Here is a 19,372-nt window from a genome sequence, read left to right on the forward strand (position 1 = left end):
CGGGCCCGGTGCGCAGTGCACCGGACCCGTTCGGAACGAGGACGCTCAGGCGACGGCTTCGGCCTTCGTGTCGACGGTGGGGGTCTCCACCTTGTCGTCCGGGTTCAGCACGCGGAACAGGATCGCGGCGATCGCGGCGCCCACGGCCGGGGCGAGGACGTACAGCCAGATGGCCGGCCAGGCGAAGTGGCCGGTGATCGACAGGCCGAGCGCGACGGCCGGGTTGAACCCGCCGCCCGAGATGCTGCCGACGGCGACCGCGCCCACGAGCACGGTGGAGCCGATGGCGAGGCCGTAGAAGTGGTTGTTCGGGTGGTCCTTCGAGGTGGCGACGTTCAGGACGACGTAGACCAGGACGAGCGTCCAGATCGCCTCGACGAGGAACGCCGGCACGATGTGGACGCGCGGGGGCTGGGCGGCGGGCCACAGCGCGAAGCTGACCGCGGCGGCCAGGGCGGCGCCGACGAACTGCGCGATGATGTAGCCGACGAAGGTCTTGCCGTCGATGGCGCCGCGGATCCAGACGCCGAGCGACACGGCCGGGTTCAGGTGCGCACCCGAGATGTGGCCGGTGGCGTAGACGAGCACCATCAGCGCGAAGCCGATGGCGATCGGGGTCAGGGGGCTGCCGCTGTCGACGGCGGCGATGATAGCGAAGACGAACAGGAAAGTGCCCAGCGCTTCAGCGAGCGCGGTGCGAGCAAGGCCAGTCATGAGCTGTGTTCCTCAGTTCTTGGTCCCGGGGCCGGGAAGGTTACGGGATAAGTGGACGTGCCCCACATATGCCGGGGCACGCAAAGAGAACCCCCGCAAATCCAGGGCGTTCATCGCCGGCCGGAGGCAGGAGTTCTCCTCTCATCATGACCGATCGGCGACGCCGCCGCCACCTCAGTCTGAAAGATTCCTGCATGTCTCGGCAGGTACCCTGTCGGCGTGTCCACATCCAGACCGTTTATCATCGGCCACCGCGGCGCGCCCGGATACCGACCCGAGCACACGCGTTCGGCCTATCAGCTGGCCATCGCGCAGGGGGCGGATGCCGTCGAGCCCGACGTGGTCGTGAGCGCCGACGGCGTGCTGGTGGTGCGGCACGACGTCGAGTTGAGCGGTACGACGGATGTGGCATCCCGACCCGAATTCGCGGACCGCCGCACGTCGAAGGTCGTCGACGGCGAGACGCTCTCCGGCTGGTTCTGCGAGGACTTCACGTGGGACGAGCTGTCGACCCTGACCGCCCGGGAGCGCATTCCGGACCTGCGGCCGGCCTCGGCGGCGTTCGACGGGAGCGAGCCGATCCTTCGCCTGCGCGACCTGCTGGAGCTGCTGGCCGCGGTGGACCGGGTCGTCGTGCCGGTGATCGAGGTGAAGCATCCGACGTTCCTCGCCGCGGCCGGGTTCGACATGGCGGCGCTGCTGGCCGCCGAGCTGCGCGAGACGGGCTGGGCCGACGGGTCACGCCCCGTGATCGTCGAGTCGTTCGAGCGCACCGTGCTGCACGAGCTGCAGTCGCTCGGCATCGTCGCCGAGCACGTCGTCCTGCTGGAGGCATCCGGATCGGCGCCCGACACCGGCATCCCGTATGCGCAGACGACGACGGATGCCGGCCTCGACGACCTTGCGGCATCCGGCATCGCGGCGATCAGCGTCGACAAGGCGACCTTGCTGGATGCCGCGGGCCCGGCGCTCGTCGCCCGCGCGCACGCCCGCGGCCTGCGCGTGTTCACGTGGACCCTCCGGCCCGAGAACGCCTTTCTGGATCCCCGGTTCCGTCGCGGGCCGGATGCCGCCGCCTTCGGCGACTACCGCGCCGAGTGGTCCGCGATCCGCGCGACGGGTGTGGATGCCGTCTTCGTCGACCACCCCGCGCTCGCCTGACCGGCATCCCGCCCCATCGCCGAGATAGGCCTTCGCCGCCGAGACCGAGCCGCCGTGCACTTGTGTCGGCGGCATCCACTTGTCTCGGCGCCGCCGCATCCCGCATCCGGCCCCTTCCACCGGGGCGCATCCGGGTCTACCGTCGAGGGATGGGCACCGAGGCTCCGATCCTCACGAAGATCCGGGCATCCGTCATCGGCGACGACCAGGTCATGCACGGACCGTTCGGCGCCCGGCGGGTGACCTACGCGGACTACACGGCATCCGGGCGCGCGCTGACGTTCATCGAGGACTTCGTGCGCGACGAGGTGCTGCCCCGCTACGCGAACACCCACTCCGAATCCAGCGGCACCGGCCTGCAGACCACCCGTCTGCGCGAGGATGCCCGCGCGATCATCCACCGCTCGGTGCACGGCACCGACGACACGGTCGTGCTCTTCGCCGGGAACGGGGCGACGGGGGCGATCAACAAGCTCGTCGGCATCCTCGGGCTGCGGATCCCCGCCGAGCTCGACCGCCGGTTCGGCCTGTCGCAGCAGATCCCGTCGGCGCAGCGTCCGGTGGTGTTCGTGGGGCCCTACGAGCATCACAGCAACGAACTGCCCTGGCGGGAGTCGATCGCCGACGTCGTGACCATCCCGGAGGATGCCGCCGGCCACATCTCGCAGGACACCCTCACCGCCGAGCTCGAACGGTTCGCCGACCGGCCCCTGAAGATCGGATCTTTCAGCGCGGCCAGCAACGTGACCGGCATCCTCTCGGACACCGCGCAGATCACCGCGCTGCTGCACGAGCACGACGCCCTCGCATTCTGGGACTACGCCGCCGCCGGGCCGTACATCGACATCGACATCGCGGCGACCGGGATGGATGCCGTCTTCCTCTCGCCGCACAAGTTCATCGGCGGGCCCGGAACACCGGGCGTGCTCGCGGTGCACCGGCGTCTGCTGGTGAACGGGGTCCCGGAGCAGGTGGGCGGTGGCACGGTCGCCTACGTGAACACGAACGAGCACCGCTACCTCGACGACCCGGTGCGCCGCGAGGAGGCCGGAACCCCGGCGATCATCGAATCGATCCGCGCCGGGCTGGTCTTCGCCCTCAAAGACCACGTGGGCGTCGACGTCATCCGCGAGCGGGAGGCGTTCTTCCTGGCCCGGGCCCGTGCGGTATGGAGCGAGCATCCCGCGATCCAGGTGCTCGGCAACGCGTCGGCGGAGCGCCTGTCGATCCTGTCGTTCGTGGTCACCGCGCCGAGCGGGCGGTATCTGCACCACAACGTCGTCGTCGCCATGCTCAACGACCTGTTCGGCATCCAGGCCCGGGGAGGATGCTCGTGCGCCGGCCCCTACGGGCATCGCCTGCTCGGGATCGACCTGGCCCGCTCGCACGAGTTCGAGAGGGAGATCGTGCTCGGCTGCGAGGGCATCAAGCCCGGCTGGGTGCGGGTGAGCTTCAACTACTTCCTGAGCGACGTCGTGTTCCGCTACGTGGTGGATGCCGTGGCCCTCGTCGCCGACCTCGGCTACCGGCTGGTGCCGCACTACCGGTTCGACCCGATGAGCGGGCTCTGGCACCACGAGCACGGACTCGTCGAACCGCCCCTGCGCCTCGCCGACGTGCGCTGGGGCCCGAACGGCAACCTCGTGCATCCGCACGACGAGCACACCGCCGGAGAGGACGCCCTCGCCGGCTACCTCGCCGAGGCCCGCACCCTGCTGGAGGGGCTGCCCGAGCCGGGGCCCGACGAGGGCGCGCAGCTGGATGCCGACTTCGAGCACCTGCGCTGGTTCGACCTGCCCGCGGCATCCCTGGGGGAGTGAAGTCCGGGCCTGGCCAGGTCCGGCGAAACAGGGCTTCTCCGACGAGCCGTGTCGGCGCCGGGTGTGTTTCGTCGGCGTTGGCCTGTCTCGCCTCAGGCCGGTGGACGCGTTTCGTCTCGCTGCGAGGAGCGCAGCGACGAGACGAAACGGGTCGGGCAGCATCAGTTCCGTTGATCCAGTGGGTCGGGGACATGTATTGGCGCGATGCGGTCGGGTGCGGTTGACTCGACGCCGTACCCGGACAGAGGAGTCCCCCATGAGCGCACCCGACATGAGCGCCCCCGACCTCGAGACCTCCGACATCCGCACCCAGCACTTCCGCAAGACGCTGGGGCGGATCGACATCATCCTGCTCTCGATCAGCGCGATCATCGCGATCGACACGATCGCCGCGATCGCCGCCGGCGGCGGGGCCGAGGCGTTCACGTGGACGCTCGTGATCGGCGTCTTCTTCCTGTTCCCCTATGCGCTCGTCGTCGCCGAGCTGGGCAGCACGTTCCACGGCGAGGGCGGGCCGTTCGTGTGGGTGCGGCTCGCCTACGGCAAGCTGGCATCCGCGATCTCGACCATGTTCTACTGGATCACCAACCCGCTGTGGATGGGCGGATCGCTCGTGTTCGTCGCCGCGCTGACCTGGGACACCTACATCTCACCGCTGCCGTCGGGCAGCGCCGGCGACTACGTCTTCAAGATGGTCTTCATCTGGGTGGCGATCGCAACCGCGATCATCGGCCTGCAGTACGGCAAGCACATCGTGGCAGCCGGCGGCATCGTCAAGGTCGCCCTGCTGGTGATCTTCGTCGTCACGGTGGGCATCTATGCCGTGAAGTACGGGGTGCACGGCTACGCGGTGGGCGACTTCTCGCCGACCGTCGGCGGGTTCCTCGCGGTCGTGCCGGTGATCCTGTTCGCGGTCGTCGGCTTCGAGGCCCCGAACGGCGCGGCCGAGGAGATGCGCGACCCGCAGAAGGACGTGCCGAAGGCCGTGGCATCCTCGGGTCTCATCTCGATCCTCTGCTACCTGATCCCGATCTTCGCGATCCTCGCGGTGCTGCCGGCCAGCAAGGTGCAGGGCGCATCCGGCCTGCTGGATTCGTTCAAAGAGGTCTTCAAGGTCTACGGGCCCGCGGCCGGCCCGCTGATGTGGATCGCGGCCGTGCTGTTCATCTTCGTAGTGCTGACCCAGGCGTCGGCCTGGATGATCGCCTCCGACCGGGTGCAGGCCGCGGCCGCCGCCGACGGCGCGTTCTTCCGCTACTTCGGGAAGTTCTCCCCGCGCCTGGGCACCCCGGTGCGCATGAACCTGCTGTCGGGCATCGTCGCGACCGTGTTCTGCATCGCCGCCACCATGCTGTTCAGCGGCAGCACCGCCACGGCGAACATCTTCAACGTGGTGCTCATCATCGCGATCTCGACGCTGCTGCTGTCGTACCTCGTCATCTTCCCGACGGTCATCAAGCTGCGCCGCGCCTACCCCGACGTGAAGCGGCCGTTCCGCATCCCCGGCGGCACCGCCGGACTGTGGATCTGCACGGTCGTGATCTACGCCTGGGTCGTGCTCGGCTCGTGGGTGGCGGTGTTCCCCGGCACCCTGGAGAAGCTTCTCGGAGTGAAGTACGACTTCCACGAGATCTGGGGCGTCGACCAGGTCACGTTCGAGGTGTTCACCATCGCGACCCTGCTGGTGATCGCCGCGCTCGCCGTCGTCGGCTACCTCTGGGAGCGCCGTCGCGGCCGGGATGCCGGCACCGAGATCAGCGACGAAGAACTCGCCGTCATGGTCGGCGACTGACGCCCCGCGCTTTCGTTACCGAGCTTTTCGATACAAGGAGACACCATCGTGACTGAGCTTCTCGCCACGCCGACCGTGCGTCGCACGCACCCCCTCGACCCGCTGGATGCCGCCGAGATCACCGCGGTCCGCGACCACCTCGTCGCGGAGGGACGCCTGGGCGACACCGTCCGCGTCGCCTACCTGGGCCTGAAGGACCCGGCCAAGGCCGAACTGCGCGATGCCGGCAGCCGCCCGAACCGCCGCGCCCGCGTCATCCTGCTCGACACCGCCACCGGCGACACCACCGACCTCGTCGTCGACCTCACGGCGGGCGAGACGATCCGCGCCACCGCCGTGGATCCCGCGCTCGTCGGCCAGGCCCCGGTGCTGCTGGAGGAGTTCGCCGCGATCGAGGACATCCTCGCTCAGGATGCCGGCTGGATCGAAGCCCTGGCATCCCGCGGGCTGGAGCCCGGCGATGTGCGCGTCGCACCGCTGTCGGCGGGCATCTTCGACTACGAGGGCGAAGAGGGCAAGCGCCTGCTGCGCGGGCTCGCGTTCCTGCAGCGGGATGCCGCCGACTACGCGTGGGGACACCCGGTCGACCAGCTGGTCGCCTTCGTCGACATGATCGAGCGCCGCGTGGTGCGCATCATCGACGACGGGCCGGTTCCGATCCCGCTCACCAACGGCAACTTCGAGGACCCCGAGCTCACCGGCCCACTGCGCACCGACCTCAAGCCCATCGTCATCACCCAGCCGGAGGGGCCGAGCTTCACCCTCGAGGGCAACGTGCTGCGCTGGCAGAAGTGGGAGCTCCACGTCGGGTTCGACGCCCGCGAAGGGCTCGTGCTCAGCCAGATCGGCTTCGACGACCACGGCACGCGCCGGTCGGTCATCGACCGGGCATCCATCGCGGAGATGGTCGTCCCCTACGGCGACCCGGCACCGTACCGGTCGTGGCAGAACTACTTCGACACCGGCGAGTACCTCGTCGGCCGCGACGCGAACTCGCTCGAACTCGGCTGCGACTGCCTCGGCGAGATCACCTACCTGACGCCGGTGGTCGCCGACGACTTCGGCAACCCGCGTGAGATCCCGCAGGCGATCTGCATCCACGAGGAGGACTACGGCCTGCTCTGGAAGCACACCGACGAGTGGGCGAACCACGCCTCCACCCGCCGCCAGCGCCGGCTCGTGGTGAGCTTCTTCACCACGGTCGGAAACTACGACTACGGGTTCTACTGGTACCTGTACCTGGACGGCACCATCCAGTTCGAGGCGAAGGCCACCGGCATCGTGTTCACCGCCCGCTACCCCGAGGGCGACTACCCGTACGCCTCGCGGATCGCGCCCGGGCTCGCCGCTCCGTACCACCAGCACATCTTCTGCGCGCGCCTGGACATGGCCGTGGACGGCGGCGCCAACGCCGTGCACGAGCTCGACCTCAAGCGCGTGCCGAAGGGTGTGGGCAACCCACACGGCAACGCGTTCACGCGGCAGCGCACGGTGCTGGGGACCGAGGCGGACGGACGCCGCAAGGCCGACGGATCGGTCGGGCGCGTCTGGGAGATCGTCAACACCGAGAAGACGAACGTCGTCGGCGAGCCGACCGCGTACACCCTCTTCCCCGAGGGGCAGCCGACGCTCGCGATGGCAGACGACTCGTCCATCGCCCGGCGTGCCGCCTTCGCGACCGAGCACCTCTGGGTCACCCGCTTCGACGAGGAGGAGCGCTACCCCGCCGGGGACTTCGTCAACCAGAGCGTCGGCAGCGCGGGGCTTCCGGAGTACGTCGCACAGGACCGCGACATCGACGGGCAGAACATCGTGCTGTGGCACAGCTTCGGGCTCACGCACTTCCCCCGCACCGAGGACTGGCCGATCATGCCCGTCGACTACACCGGCTTCACGCTGAAGCCGACCGGCTTCTTCGACCAGAACCCGGCGCTGGACGTGCCCGCTCCGACCCCCGCGCGCGGCCACTGCGCCGAGGAGGAGTGCCACTGCTGACGCCGACGCGTTTCGTCTCGGTCGCGCTGCGCGCGTCCTCGCTCAACGACCGGGAGCGTGCGCGCTGAGCCTGTCGAAGCGCAAGACCCCCGGTGCGACTGCCCTTCGACAGGCTCAGGGCGCTGATGCGGGCGTGCCGAGCCCGACGCGTTTCTTCTCGGTCGCGCTGGCGCGTCCTCGCTCAACGACCGGGGGCGACCGGAGGCGTGCCGAACAGCTCGCGGGCGAGGGAGGCGATCACCCGAGCCCGGGCGGTCGGGCGGACGTCCTTGACCCGGACGAAGCCGACCTCGAGGGATGCCACGGCGTTCTGGATCGGGATCGCGCGCAGCTCGCCGCCGTCGTAGGTACGCGGCGACTGCGGGATGTGGTTCAGCACGGAGTACCCGTGCCCGCGCGCGACGAGGGAGCGGACCGTCTCGTAGCTGCGCGAGCTGTACCGGATGTGCGGGTCGAGGCCGGCATCCCGCAGCATCCCGAGGAAGTAGTCGCGCGAGTGCGCGAGGTCCAGCAGCACCAGGTCTTCGCCGGCGAGTTCCGCGAGCTTCAGGCGCTTGCGATGCGCGAAGCGGTGCTCGGCCGACACGATCACGTGCGGCGGGGCGTCGTACAGGTGGTCGAAGGCGAGGTCGTGCACGTCGCCGAAGTCGTACGCGATCGCGCCCTCGACCGCCCCCGACAGCAGCAGCTCGATGGTGCCGTCGGCATCCGCCTCGATGATCTCGACGCGCAGGTCGGGATGCTCCTGCTCGACGCGCGAGATGAGCCGGGGCAGCACGAACGGCGCGATCGTCGTGAAGCACGCGAGCCGCAGCGTGCCGCGCACGTCGTGGTGCTGTCCGCGCACCGCGTCGGTCATCTCGTCGACCTGCGCGAGCAGGGACTGCGTGTCGCGCAGCAGCTGCTCGCCGGCATCCGTGAGGGCCAGCCCTTTGCTGCGCTGGCGGACGAACAGCTGCACGCCCAGCGAGCGCTCCAGCTGGGCGATCGCGGTGGAGACCGCCGACTGGGCGACGTGCAGATCGAGGGATGCCTCGGTCATCGAGCGTCTCGTCGCCGCGGCGACGAAGTAGCGCAGCTGGACGAGGGTCATGTCGGGGCGGCCGAGACGTGCCATGCCGCCACAGTATCAACAGAATTGATGCAGCACGTCGAGTTTGTGAAGTGTACAGATGCAATCGCGGCCGGGACGATCGAAGCATGGAAGAGACCGAAGTACTCGTCGTCGGCGGGGGCCAGGCCGGCATCGCGATGAGTGAGCATCTGACCCGCGGGGGCGTGCCCCACATCGTCGTGGAGCGCGATCGCGTCGCCGAGCGGTGGCGCTCGTGGCGCTGGGACTCGCTGGTCGCGAACGGCCCCGCCTGGCACGACCGCTTTCCCGGCATGGAGTTCGACCTCGACCCCGACGCGTTCGCCGGCAAGGACGAGGTCGCCGAATACCTGACCGCGTACGCCGCGAACTTCGGGGCGCCGATCCGCACCGGCGTGGAGGTCACCTCCGTCCGCAAGAACGCGGGCGCGCCGGGATTCCGCGCCGTGACGTCCCAGGGCACCATCGCAGCGCGGTACGTCGTCGCAGCGACCGGGCCGTTCCAGACCCCGATCGTCCCGCAGGTCGTGCCGGCGTCGGCCGGCATCCACCAGATCCACTCCAGCGCGTACCACCGTCCGGGCCAGCTGCCCGAGGGCGGCGTGCTCGTGGTCGGGGCCGGATCGTCGGGCGTGCAGATCGCCGACGAGCTGCGCGCCTCCGGCCGCGAGGTCTTCCTCGCCGTCGGCCCGCACGACCGGCCCCCGCGCAGCTACCGCGGCCGCGACTTCTGCTACTGGCTGGGCGTGCTCGGCAAGTGGGATGCCGCGACGCCCGCGGCCGGGGCGGAGCACGTCACGATCGCGGTGTCCGGCGCGAACGGCGGCCGCACCGTCGACTTCCGCCGGCTCGCGGCATCCGGAATCACCCTGCTCGGACGCGCGGGCGCCTACGCCGACGGCGTCCTGGCGTTCGCACCCGACCTGGCGAAGAACATCGCCGCCGGCGACGCGAACTACCTGGGCCTGTTGCAGGAGGCCGACGCCTTCATCGCCCGCAACGGCCTCGACCTTCCCGAGGAGCCCGCGGCGCACGTGCTCGGCCCCGATCCGCTCTGCGTCACGGACCCGATCCTGCAGCTCGATCTGGAGCGGGCCGGCATCACGAGCATCGTCTGGGCGACCGGATTCGGCGCCGACTACGGCTGGCTGGAGGTCGACACGTTCGACGAGCGCGGCCGCCCCCGCCACCAGCGCGGAGTGTCAGCCGAGCCGGGCGTGTACTTCCTGGGGCTGCCGTGGCAGTCCCGCCGCGGGTCGAGCTTCATCTGGGGCGTGTGGCACGACGCCAAGTACCTCGCCGACCAGATCGCGATCCAGCGCGGCTACCGCGCCTACGACGACGCCCACCCGACGGCATCCGAGCCCGTCCTCGCCACCACCGGAGCATCCCGATGACCCACCACACCCGCATCCGCCCGTTCAACACCAAGGAGACCTACCCCGAGCAGAACCTCGACAACGACCTGTGCCAGGCCGTCGTCGCGGGCGGCGTCGTGTACCTGCGCGGTCAGATCGGGCAGGACCTCGAGACCCGCGAGTCGGTCGGCATCGGCGACGTCGAGGCGCAGGCCGAGAAGGCGATGGCGAACATCGCGATGCTGCTCGACGAGGCCGGGTCGTCGCTCGAGGACATCGTCAAGGTCGTCGTGTACATCATCGACCCGCGCTACCGCGAGACCGTCTATCAGGTCATGGGCCGGTGGCTGAAGGGCGTGTTCCCGGTCTCGACCGGCATCGTCGTGAGCGCCCTGGCCCGCCCCGAGTGGCTCGTCGAGATCGACGCCACCGCCGTCATCTCCGACAGCGCCGCGAGCCTGCCGAAGGGCGGCGAGCGGTGACGTTCTCGATCGTCGCGCGCGACGAGACCGGCGCGTTCGGGTCGGCCATCTGCTCCTCGTCGCCCGCGGTCGCGGCGCGCTGCGTGCACCTCGAAGACGGCATCGGAGCGGTGAACTCGCAGAACATCACCGACCCGAGGCTCGGGCCGGCGGTGCTGCACCGGCTGCACTCGCGGATGTCCGCGAGCCAGGCGCTGCAGGCCGTCGTCGACACCGCCAAGCACATCGAGTTCCGGCAGATCCTGGTGGTGGATGCCGCGGGCCGCACCGCCGCCCACTCCGGTCCGCGGGCGCTCGGCGTGTTCGGCGACGCCGCGGGTTCCGGGGTCGTCGCGGGCGGCAACATGCTGGCCGCGGCCGAGATCCCGCAGCTCATGGTGGACGCCTACGCCGCCGCCTCCGGCGACCTCGAGGTGCGCCTGCTCGCGGCGATGAACGCGGCGCGGGATGCCGGAGGCGAGGCGGGTCCGGTGCACTCGGCGGGGCTCTCGGTCGTGCGGGATGCCGGCTGGCGCGTCACCGACCTGCGCGTGGACTGGACCGAGGGCGACCCGATCGCCGAGCTCGGCGATCTGCTGGCGCTGTGGATGCCGCAGCGCGACGACTACGTCACGCGGGGCCTCGACCCGTCGCTCGCGCCGTCATACGGAGTGCCCGGCGATGAGTGAGCGGCTCAAGGATCGCGTCGCCGAGCGGCTCGCCGAGGTCGCCGACGAGCTGGTGACGCTCTCGAACGAGCTCCACGCCGACCCGGAGCTCGGCTGGCAGGAGGTGCGGTCGTCGGCGCGGGTCGCCGCCGTCCTGGAACGGCACGGGTTCACGATCGAGCAGCCCTACCTGGGACTTGCGACCGCGTTCCGCGCGGTCCGCGGATCGGGCGACGGCTTCACCGTCGGCTTCCTCGCGGAATACGACGCGCTCCCCGGACTCGGGCACGCGTGCGGGCACAACCTCATCTCGGCCATGAGCGTCGGCGGCGCGATCGCGCTCGCCGGGGTCGCCGACGAGCTCGGCATCACCGTCGAGGTGATCGGCACCCCGGCCGAGGAGGGCTACGGCGGCAAGATCGAGCTGCTCGAGCGCGGCGCGTTCACCGAGCTCGACTTCGCGCTGATGGCGCACCCCGCGCCGGTCGACGTCGCCGAGGCCGAGCCGTTCGCGGTGGCGCACTGGCACGTCCGCTACGACGGCAAGGCGGCGCATGCGGCGGCCTATCCGGAACGCGGCGTCAACGCGAACGACGCCTTCCTCCTCGCGCAGACCGCCATCGCCCTGCTGCGCCAGCAGCTGCCGCCGGGCGTGCGCGTGCACGGCGTGCAGACCCGCGGCGGCGAGGCGCCCAACGCGATCCCCGAGCGCACCGAGGGGCGCTGGTACGTGCGCGCGGACAGCACGGCGAAGCTGCTCGAGATCGAGAAGCGCGTGCTGAACTGCTTCGAGGCGGGTGCGCTCGCGACCGGTGCCGCGCTGACGGTGACCCCCGAGGGCGGCCGCTACTCCGAGATGCGAACCGATGCGGAGGCCCTCGACCTCTACCGCGCCAACGCCGTCGCCCTGGGCCGCGACTTCGACGTCGACCCGATCGCGGCGACCATGAACCGCGCCTCGACCGACATGGGCAACGTGTCGCAGGTCGTGAACGCCATCCATCCGTACATCGGCGTCGGCGGCGACGCGAGCAACCATCAACTCGAATTCGCGCAGGCGTGCGTCGGCGAGGCCGCCGAACAGACCCTGCGCGACGGCGCCGTCGCTCTGGCCTGGACCGCGCTGGACGTGGCCCGCAGCCGGGCTGCGGCATCCCCTGAAGGAGAACGAGCATGACCACCACCGACTGGGCCGCCCGCGCCCGCGACCTCACGATCGACGGCCGGGCCGTCATCGACGGACGCCGGGTGGATGCCGAAGGCGGCGCCACCCTCGCGGTGACGAGCCCCGGCTCGCAGGCCTTCCTCGCCGACCTCGCCGCCGGCACCGCGGCCGACGTGGACACCGCGGTCGCGCACGCGCGCCGCACGTTCGAATCGGGCGTGTGGAGCCGGATCGGGGCCGCCGAACGCGGCAAGGCGCTGATCCGCCTCGCCGACCTCATGATGGCGAACCTCGACGAGCTCGCCCTGCTGGAGACCCTCGACTCGGGCAAGCCGATCGCGCAGACCCTCACCGTCGACGTGCCCGGCGCGGCCGAGACGTTCCGCTGGTACGGCGAGCTCGCCGACAAGCGGTACGACGAGATCCCGGCGACCCCGCCCGGGTCCACCGCGCTCGTGCGCCGGGTGCCGCTCGGCGTCGTCGGGGCGATCACCCCGTGGAACTACCCGCTCGAGATCGCCGCGTGGAAGCTCGCCCCGGCGCTGGCGTCGGGCAACAGCGTGGTGCACAAGCCCGCGACCGAGACGTCGCTGAGCGCCCTGCGCCTGGCCGACCTGGCGCTCGAGGCCGGCATCCCCGCGGGCGCGCTGAACGTGGTGCCCGGACGCGGCTCCACCGTCGGCAACCGCATCGCCCGGCATCCCGGCATCGACGTGCTCGCCTTCACCGGGTCGACCGCGGTCGCGGGGCAGCTCATGGTGGACGCCGGCAGCTCGAACCTGAAGCGCGTCGCGCTCGAGGCCGGCGGCAAGAGCTCCAACGTCGTCTTCGCCGACGCCGACCTGCCTCTCGCCGCCGAGAAGGCCGCGTTCGGCGCGTTCTACAACCAGGGCCAGGTGTGCTCGGCGAACTCCCGCATCCTCGTGGAGCGCGCCGCGCACGACGAGTTCGTGGCGCTGCTGGCCGCGGCATCCCGCGCCTACGAGCCGAGCGACCCGCTCGCCGGAGACCCCGGCAACGGGTCGCTGATCAGCCGGGCGCACGCCGACGAGGTGGGCGCCGCGATCGTTCAGGCCGCCCGCGACGGAGACCTCGTCGCGGGCGGCGAGCGGGTCACGATCACGGGATCCGACGCGTACCTGCGCCCGGCGATCGTGACGGGGCTGGATGCCGGCCACGACCTGCACCGGGTCGAGGTGTTCGGCCCGCTCGTGGCCGTGCTGCCGTTCGACGCCGAGGAGGATGCCGTGCGCCTCGCGAACGCCACCGACTACGGACTGGCGGCATCCCTGTGGACCAACGACCTCGGCCGGGCCCACCGCGTGTCGGAGGCGCTCGTCGCCGGAACGGTGTCGGTGAACACGGTCGATGCCCTCGGCCTCACGACGCCGTTCGGCGGGTTCCGCCAGTCGGGTTTCGGCCGCGACCTGTCACGTCACGCCCTCGACAACTACACCGACTGGAAGACCACGTGGTTCCAGCACGGCTGAGTTGCGGGTTTTTGCGCTTCGACAGGCTCAGCGCGCATGCTCTCGCGCCCTGAGCCTGGGGCCACGCGCCCCGAGCCTGGGGCCACGCGCCCCGAGCCTGGGGCCACGCGCCCCGAGGCTCCGCGCAGCGCGAAGCGATGCGTGGAGTGGGCGTGGGGAGCGAAGGGCAGGATGCGTTTCGTCTCGGTCGCCTGCGGCGTCCTCGCTCAACGACCGGGGGCCCGGATCAGGCGCCGAAGTACTGGTTGCCCAGGGCCTTGCTCTTCAGGGCGTCGAACTCGCCCTGGGAGATGGTGCCGGCATCCAGCAGCTCCTTGGCGCGGGCGATGTCCGCGGCGGGGCTGGCGGATGCCGCCGGCGTGTAGTCGTCGGCCTCGCGCACCACACGACCCCGGGCCTCGGACTGCCGCTGCGCGATGCCCTTGCCGCGGGCGATCACGTAGACGAGTCCGGTGAGGAACGGCACGAAGATCAGCAGGATGATCCACAGCGCCTTCCACCAGCCGCTGAGCTTCTCGTCACGGAACAGGTCCTGGATGACGAAGAAGATGATGTACAGGTACGCGACCAGGTAGAAGGTCCACAGAATCCACCAGAAGAACACGGGCCGTCCTTTCGAAGAAGTGAGCTCAATCTATCGGTCTACGCGGCGGCGGAGACAGTGCCCGTCCGCGCGATCCAGCCGAGCTCGGGCAGCACGTGGGAGCGGATCGCGGTGAGGATCTGCGCGTACTCGTCATCGGTGAACCCGTACGGCAGTGAGACCCGCAGGCGGGTGCGACCGTCGAAGGTCGGATCGGCGCGCAGGCGTTCGATGATCTCGTCCGACGAACCGACGAGATCCCGCTGGAAGATGATCGAGCGATCGCCGTGCCGGGCCGGCTGCCGCGTGCGCTCCTCGCGGGCGGCGGCGTAGGCGCGGTAGTGGTCCCGCTGGCTGCGGGTGGCGCCGTCGAGCGGCACGATCACGCGTTCCACGCCGACGGATGCCGATCGTCCGGTGAAGTGGGCGTCGTAGTCGTCGATCTGCGCGCGCTGGGCGGCCTCGAAGGACAGCGATCCGTCGCCCGTGGTGATGTTGCCCAGCAGCAGGCCGAGACCGTGGTTCGCCGCCCACCGCACAGAGCGCTCGGACCCGCCGCCCAGCTGCACGCGGTCGCGCAGACCCGGCACGTGCGGCTGGATGCGCGGGATCTGCGGTCCGTACGGGGTCGGCAGCGGCTCGGCGGCGAGGTCCCGGCCGGCGAGGGCCTCCAGGAACCGCTCGACCAGCGCGTAGCCGTCCGTGTCGGCGGGGGCATCCGGACGCGCCAGCTCCCGCAGCAGCTCGTTGTGCGGGGAAGAGGTCGAGACGCCGACGTTCACGCGACCGCCGGACAGGGCGTCGACCGTCGCGAAGTCCTCGGCGAGCCGGAACGGGGTCTCGTAGCCGAGCGGCACGACGTCGGTCTCCAGGCGGATGTCGGAGGTGCGCTGCGACGCCGCGGCGAGGAACGGGAGCGCCGACGACACCCCGCGCTCCAGGTGGCGCTGGCGGATGCCGGCGACCTGGTACCCGAGTTCTTCGCCGAGCACAATGAGCCGCAGCACCGACTCGAGGCCCGCGGCCGGGTCGGACTCGGCGTAGTTGCCGGCGAGGATGAAGCCCGCCTCGGGGACGACTGCGGTCATGCGAGGGCCCCGATCACGGTCTCGTGCCCTGCGCTCACTGTCTCGTGCCCTGAGCTCACGGTCTCGTGCCCTGAGCCTGTCGAAGGGCTGTCGCCGAGGTGCGCTTCGACGGGCTCTGCGCGCGAGGCCCGGGCCCCGGCATCCCACTCCGCGGCGAGCAGCTCGTACGAGCGCACTCGGTCGGCGGGGTCGTGGGTGATCGTCGTGACGAGCAGCTCGTCGGCGCCGGTGACGCGCTGCAGTGTGTCCAGCTGCTCGGCGACGCGCTCCGGCGACCCGACGAACTGCGTGACGACGCGGTCGTGCACCGCCGCAGCGGCATCCGGATCCAGCGGATTCGCGCGGGCCTGCGCCGCCGTCGGATAGGGGATCGCCCCCTGTCCGGCCCGGATCGAGTGCACCCACTGCGGATAGCCGGCGGCCAGCTCGCGGGCTTCGGCATCCGTCGGGGCGACCACGACGTCGACCGACACGATCACGTGCGGGGCGGCCAGGCGGCCGGGCACGAAGGCGGCGCGGTACGCCTCGACCGCCTCGAGCACGAAGAACGGGGCGACGTGGTAGTTCGCGCCGAAGGGCAGTCCGAGGGAGCCGGCGAGCCGGGCGCTCGGTCCCGCGCTGGACCCGTGGATCCAGACGTCGATGTCTTCGCCCTCGGCCGGGGTGGCATGGATCGGCACGCCCTCGGGCGGCACGTAGGTCCCCGCGATGAGGGCGAGGATGTCGTGGACGTCCTGCTCGAACGTGTCGGGTTCGTCGAGGCTCCGTCCCAGCAGCCGGGCCTGCGCGGCGAATCGGGGGGCGTCGATCGGGAACGGCACCGGCGACGGGATGACGAGCCCGTCCACCACCCGGTCGGGTGCCGCAGCGCCCGCCGGGCTCTTCTCTGCGGAGCTGCGTCCGCCCGATCGCCCGATGCCGAGGTCGAAGCGCCCCGGATGCAGAGCGCTCACGACACCCGCGGCCTCGACCACCTGCAGCGGGGTCGAGTTGCCGATGATGGTCGCCGCCGTGCCGATGCGGATGCGCTCGGTGGCGGCGGCGATCGCCGCCAGCAGCACGTGCGGCGCGGCCCCGGAGATGCCCGGGTTGAGGTGGTGCTCGGCGAGCCAGTAGCGCCGGTAGCCGAGCTGTTCGGCGCGGCGCGCCAGGTCGATGCTCGCGCGCAGGCCGTCCGCCGGGGTCTGGCCGGATCCGAACGGGGAGAGGTCGAGGACGGAGAGCGGTGCGCGGTGGGTCATGCGCCGATCGTAGGGATGCCGCGGGCGCCGGATCGGGCGGGTCCTTCATGCGGGGTAATCGTCCCGTCACGCACCGTCACACGGCATCCGGACCCCCGTGCGACTCCGTTCGTCATCGCCCGACGCACTTCTTCACACGCGCGGCTGCCGCCCCGTCCGGCCTTCTACCGTCGAACCACACCGACCCCCGTGGAGGAACCGTGACCAGCCATCCATTCGCGATCGTCGTCGACCTCGACGGCGACGGCGCGCATCCCGCCGCCTCGGTCGCGGCATCCCACTCCGCGAGCGCCGCCGAGCGCGTGCGCCGGATCGCGGCCGCACTCGGCCGCCGGGCGGTCGCGGCCGAGCGCGCCGGGTTCACCGCCGTGACCTTCGACGACCCGCCCGTTCCGGTCGGGGCGCCGGGGAGCATCGATGCGGTCCAGCGGGCGGCGTTCGCCGCGCCCCTGACCTCCGCCATCGGACTCATCCCCGTGGTGCAGAGCGTGTACGCGGAGCCGTTCCACCTCGCCACGCAGCTGGCATCCCTCGACCTCGCCTCGGGCGGGCGCGCCGGCTGGATCGTCGGCGCGGATCCGGATGTCGCGATCGCCGCCCGGTACGGACGCGAACCGGTCACCGCCACCGTCGCCCGGCGGGATGCCGCCGACACGGTCGAGGCGAGCCGGGTGCTCTGGGACACGTGGGAGGACGACGCCGTCGTGCGCGACACCGACACCTGGCGGTACCTCGATCGCGACCGCGTGCACTACGCCGACTTCACCGGCCGGGACTGGTCGGTCAAGGGCCCGAGCATCGTGCCCCGCCCTCCGCAGGGACAGCTGCCGATCGCCGCCGACGCGTCCGAGGCGAGCCCGGCCGGCACCGACATCACCCTCGTGCAGCGCACCCGCACCGTCGACGCCGTGCGGGATGCCGGCGCCCAGCGGGTGTGGCTGGAGCTGGAGGTGGTGCTCGACCGGGCCGGCCGCGCGGCATCCGACCGCCTGGCGACCCTCGACGCGCACGAACTGTGGGTTCCGCGCGCGGAACGCTACGTCGGCGACGCCGAGGGCCTCGTCGCCCTGCTCACCCGCCTCACCGGCGTGGTGGACGGAGTGCGGGTGCGGCCCGCCGAGATCGACGTGGATGCCGACGAGCTCGGCCGTGCCGTCATCCCCGCCCTGCGCCGGGCCGGCGTCTTCCGGTCGCCGACCGCCGGCGACACCCTTCGCACGAGCCTCGGACTCCCCGTGGCCGTGAACAGAAACACGCGAGAGGCGGTGCCCGCATGAGCCGGCCCGATGAGAACCCGTCCGGTCAGATCCAGTTCGGCGTCTTCTTCCAGGGCGTCAACTTCTCGACGATCTGGACCGAGCCCGAATCGGGTTCGCAGACCGACTTCGAGTCGTTCAGGCGCCTCGCGCAGACCGCCGAGCGCGGGCTGTTCGCCGCGTTCTTCCTCGGCGAGGGACTGCGTCTGCGCGAGCACCTCGGGCGGCTCCACGACCTGGACGTCGTCGGGCGACCCGATGCGCTCACGCAGCTGGCCGCGCTCGCCGCCGTCACGGACCGGATCGGGCTGGTCGCGACGCAGAACACGACGTACAACGACCCGGTCGACCTCGCGCACCGCCTGCAGAGCCTGGACGTGCTCTCCGGCGGCCGGGCCGCCTGGAACGTGGTGACGACCGACAACGCATGGACCGGCGAGAACTTCCGCCGCGGCGGCTACCTCGACCACGCCGACCGGTACGTGCACGCGCAGCGGGTCGTCGACACCGCGCGGGCGGTGTGGGACTCGTGGGACGTCGAGGAGGGAATCCGCCCGGTGGAGCGCGACCTCGGCCACTACTCGGTGCGCGGCTCCGCTCGCCTGCCGCGCGGTCCGCAGGAGCATCCGGTGCTCTTCCAGGCCGGCGACAGCGACGAAGGCCGCGACTTCGCGGCACGGTCGGCGGACGTGATCTTCAGCGCCCACGGCGGATTCGAGGATGCCCGTGCCTTCGCAGCCGACATCCGGCGCCGCGTCGTGGCCGCCGGACGCCCCGACGACGACGTGAAGATCTTCCCCGGGCAGCAGTTCGTGCTCGCCGAGACGGATGCCGAAGCCGCCGAGAAGGCCCGCTGGGTGGCCGAGCACCAGGTGACTCCCGCGACCGCCCTCGCGTTCTTGGAGAACGTGTGGGGCACCTCGCTGCAGGACTACGACCCGGACGGACCCCTGCCGGACATCGATCCCGTCGTGGAGGTCACGGGTTCCACGCGCGGCACCGCCTTCGCCGGCCAGAAGGCGCGCGACACCGCGGCCGCGTGGCGGGCGCAGGCATCCGAGAAGGGGCTGTCGATCCGCGAGTTCGTGATCGAGGCGAGCAGGCGCCAGGGCGGAATCGTCGGCGGGTACCAGACCGTCGCCGACCTCCTGGTGCGCTATGCGCAGGAGCGCGTGGTCGACGGCTTCAACATCGTGCCGTGGCTCATCCCGTCGGGCATCGACGACATCGTGAATCACCTCGTGCCCGAGCTGCAGGAACGCGGCGTCTACCCGACGGAGTACCGCGGCCGCACCCTGCGCGAGCACCTCGGCCTGCGGGCGCCGCTCACCCGCCGCGCGCTCGCCCCGGACGCGGTGTCGAGGTCGTTCGACCTGGTCTGACCCCCCCCAGAGGTCCGGATGCCGCACGGCATCCGGACCTCTTTCGTGTGCCCGGTGTGCGGCCGTGCGGCCACCCGTACGCGGGTCTGGATGCCGGTGGCATCC

16 protein-coding genes are annotated in these 19,372 nt (G+C 71.2%); 11 read left to right on the forward strand and 5 right to left on the reverse strand.

Annotated features, from left to right (window positions below):
* Positions 1–45 precede the first annotated feature (45 nt).
* Entirely contained in the window at positions 46–714 is a 669-nt protein-coding gene (locus LK09_RS00630) for an MIP/aquaporin family protein (protein WP_039394256.1), read from the reverse strand.
* Between the two features lie 219 nt (positions 715–933).
* Between LK09_RS00630 and LK09_RS00635 the strand changes: the two genes are divergently transcribed.
* The 4 genes from LK09_RS00635 (at position 934) to LK09_RS00650 (ending at position 7,482) form a co-directional block, all read left to right on the forward strand.
* On the forward strand, positions 934–1,875 hold the full coding sequence (locus tag LK09_RS00635; RefSeq protein ID WP_039394258.1) for a glycerophosphodiester phosphodiesterase family protein: 942 nt from the start codon (positions 934–936) through the stop codon (positions 1,873–1,875).
* A gap of 149 nt (positions 1,876–2,024) precedes the next feature.
* Positions 2,025–3,695 (forward strand): aminotransferase class V-fold PLP-dependent enzyme, encoded by a 1,671-nt coding sequence (locus LK09_RS00640; protein ID WP_039394261.1) that lies wholly within the window; start codon positions 2,025–2,027, stop codon positions 3,693–3,695.
* Between the two features lie 256 nt (positions 3,696–3,951).
* A complete protein-coding gene (locus LK09_RS00645; RefSeq protein WP_052226240.1) occupies positions 3,952–5,487 on the forward strand; it encodes an APC family permease in 1,536 nt (511 codons plus the stop codon).
* A 48-nt stretch (positions 5,488–5,535) separates the two neighbouring features.
* Positions 5,536–7,482 carry a primary-amine oxidase gene (locus tag LK09_RS00650; RefSeq protein WP_197060936.1) on the forward strand — a complete coding sequence of 649 codons (1,947 nt, stop codon included), beginning with the start codon at positions 5,536–5,538 and terminating at the stop codon, positions 7,480–7,482.
* A 181-nt stretch (positions 7,483–7,663) separates the two neighbouring features.
* Here LK09_RS00650 and LK09_RS00655 read toward each other — a convergent pair whose 3' ends face one another.
* Positions 7,664–8,599, reverse strand: coding sequence for a LysR substrate-binding domain-containing protein (locus tag LK09_RS00655; RefSeq protein WP_039394264.1), 936 nt, complete (start codon positions 8,597–8,599; stop codon positions 7,664–7,666).
* A gap of 83 nt (positions 8,600–8,682) precedes the next feature.
* Between LK09_RS00655 and LK09_RS00660 the strand changes: the two genes are divergently transcribed.
* Genes LK09_RS00660 through LK09_RS00680 form a run of 5 tightly spaced genes read left to right on the forward strand, consistent with a single transcriptional unit; the run spans position 8,683 to position 13,717 of the window.
* Positions 8,683–9,972, forward strand: a complete 1,290-nt coding sequence (locus tag LK09_RS00660; RefSeq protein WP_039394266.1) for a flavin-containing monooxygenase — start codon at positions 8,683–8,685, stop codon at positions 9,970–9,972.
* Positions 9,969–10,415, forward strand: coding sequence for a RidA family protein (locus LK09_RS00665; protein ID WP_039394269.1), 447 nt, complete (start codon positions 9,969–9,971; stop codon positions 10,413–10,415). Before LK09_RS00660 ends, LK09_RS00665 begins: the two co-directional genes overlap by 4 nt.
* Positions 10,412–11,083 carry a DUF1028 domain-containing protein gene (locus LK09_RS00670; RefSeq protein WP_039394272.1) on the forward strand — a complete coding sequence of 224 codons (672 nt, stop codon included), beginning with the start codon at positions 10,412–10,414 and terminating at the stop codon, positions 11,081–11,083. Before LK09_RS00665 ends, LK09_RS00670 begins: the two co-directional genes overlap by 4 nt.
* A complete protein-coding gene (locus tag LK09_RS00675) occupies positions 11,076–12,239 on the forward strand; it encodes a M20 family metallopeptidase (RefSeq protein ID WP_039394274.1) in 1,164 nt (387 codons plus the stop codon). The genes LK09_RS00670 and LK09_RS00675 overlap by 8 nt, the downstream gene beginning before the upstream one ends.
* On the forward strand, positions 12,236–13,717 hold the full coding sequence (locus LK09_RS00680) for an aldehyde dehydrogenase family protein (RefSeq protein ID WP_039394276.1): 1,482 nt from the start codon (positions 12,236–12,238) through the stop codon (positions 13,715–13,717). Before LK09_RS00675 ends, LK09_RS00680 begins: the two co-directional genes overlap by 4 nt.
* Positions 13,718–13,943: 226 nt before the next feature.
* Here LK09_RS00680 and LK09_RS00685 read toward each other — a convergent pair whose 3' ends face one another.
* Genes LK09_RS00685 through LK09_RS00695 form a run of 3 tightly spaced genes read right to left on the reverse strand, consistent with a single transcriptional unit; the run spans position 13,944 to position 16,629 of the window.
* The gene (locus tag LK09_RS00685) at positions 13,944–14,321 is read right to left on the reverse strand and encodes an SHOCT domain-containing protein (protein WP_039394279.1); all 378 of its coding nucleotides are present in this window, start codon (positions 14,319–14,321) and stop codon (positions 13,944–13,946) included.
* Positions 14,322–14,359: 38 nt separating this feature from the next.
* Positions 14,360–15,388: an LLM class flavin-dependent oxidoreductase gene (locus LK09_RS00690; RefSeq protein ID WP_039394282.1), complete on the reverse strand. Its 1,029-nt coding sequence runs from the start codon at positions 15,386–15,388 to the stop codon at positions 14,360–14,362.
* Positions 15,385–16,629 (reverse strand): LLM class flavin-dependent oxidoreductase, encoded by a 1,245-nt coding sequence (locus tag LK09_RS00695; RefSeq protein ID WP_082007958.1) that lies wholly within the window; start codon positions 16,627–16,629, stop codon positions 15,385–15,387. The genes LK09_RS00690 and LK09_RS00695 overlap by 4 nt, the downstream gene beginning before the upstream one ends.
* Before the next feature lie 200 nt (positions 16,630–16,829).
* On the opposite strand from LK09_RS00695, the gene LK09_RS00700 reads away from it, so the two are divergent.
* Together LK09_RS00700 and LK09_RS00705 are read left to right on the forward strand one after the other, a co-directional pair.
* Positions 16,830–17,906, forward strand: coding sequence for an LLM class flavin-dependent oxidoreductase (locus tag LK09_RS00700; RefSeq protein WP_039394285.1), 1,077 nt, complete (start codon positions 16,830–16,832; stop codon positions 17,904–17,906).
* Positions 17,903–19,267 carry an NtaA/DmoA family FMN-dependent monooxygenase gene (locus LK09_RS00705; RefSeq protein ID WP_039394288.1) on the forward strand — a complete coding sequence of 455 codons (1,365 nt, stop codon included), beginning with the start codon at positions 17,903–17,905 and terminating at the stop codon, positions 19,265–19,267. Before LK09_RS00700 ends, LK09_RS00705 begins: the two co-directional genes overlap by 4 nt.
* The last annotated feature ends 105 nt before the right edge of the window (positions 19,268–19,372 follow it).

The sequence above is a fragment of the Microbacterium mangrovi genome (assembly GCF_000802305.1).
Lineage (GTDB): Bacteria > Actinomycetota > Actinomycetes > Actinomycetales > Microbacteriaceae > Microbacterium > Microbacterium mangrovi.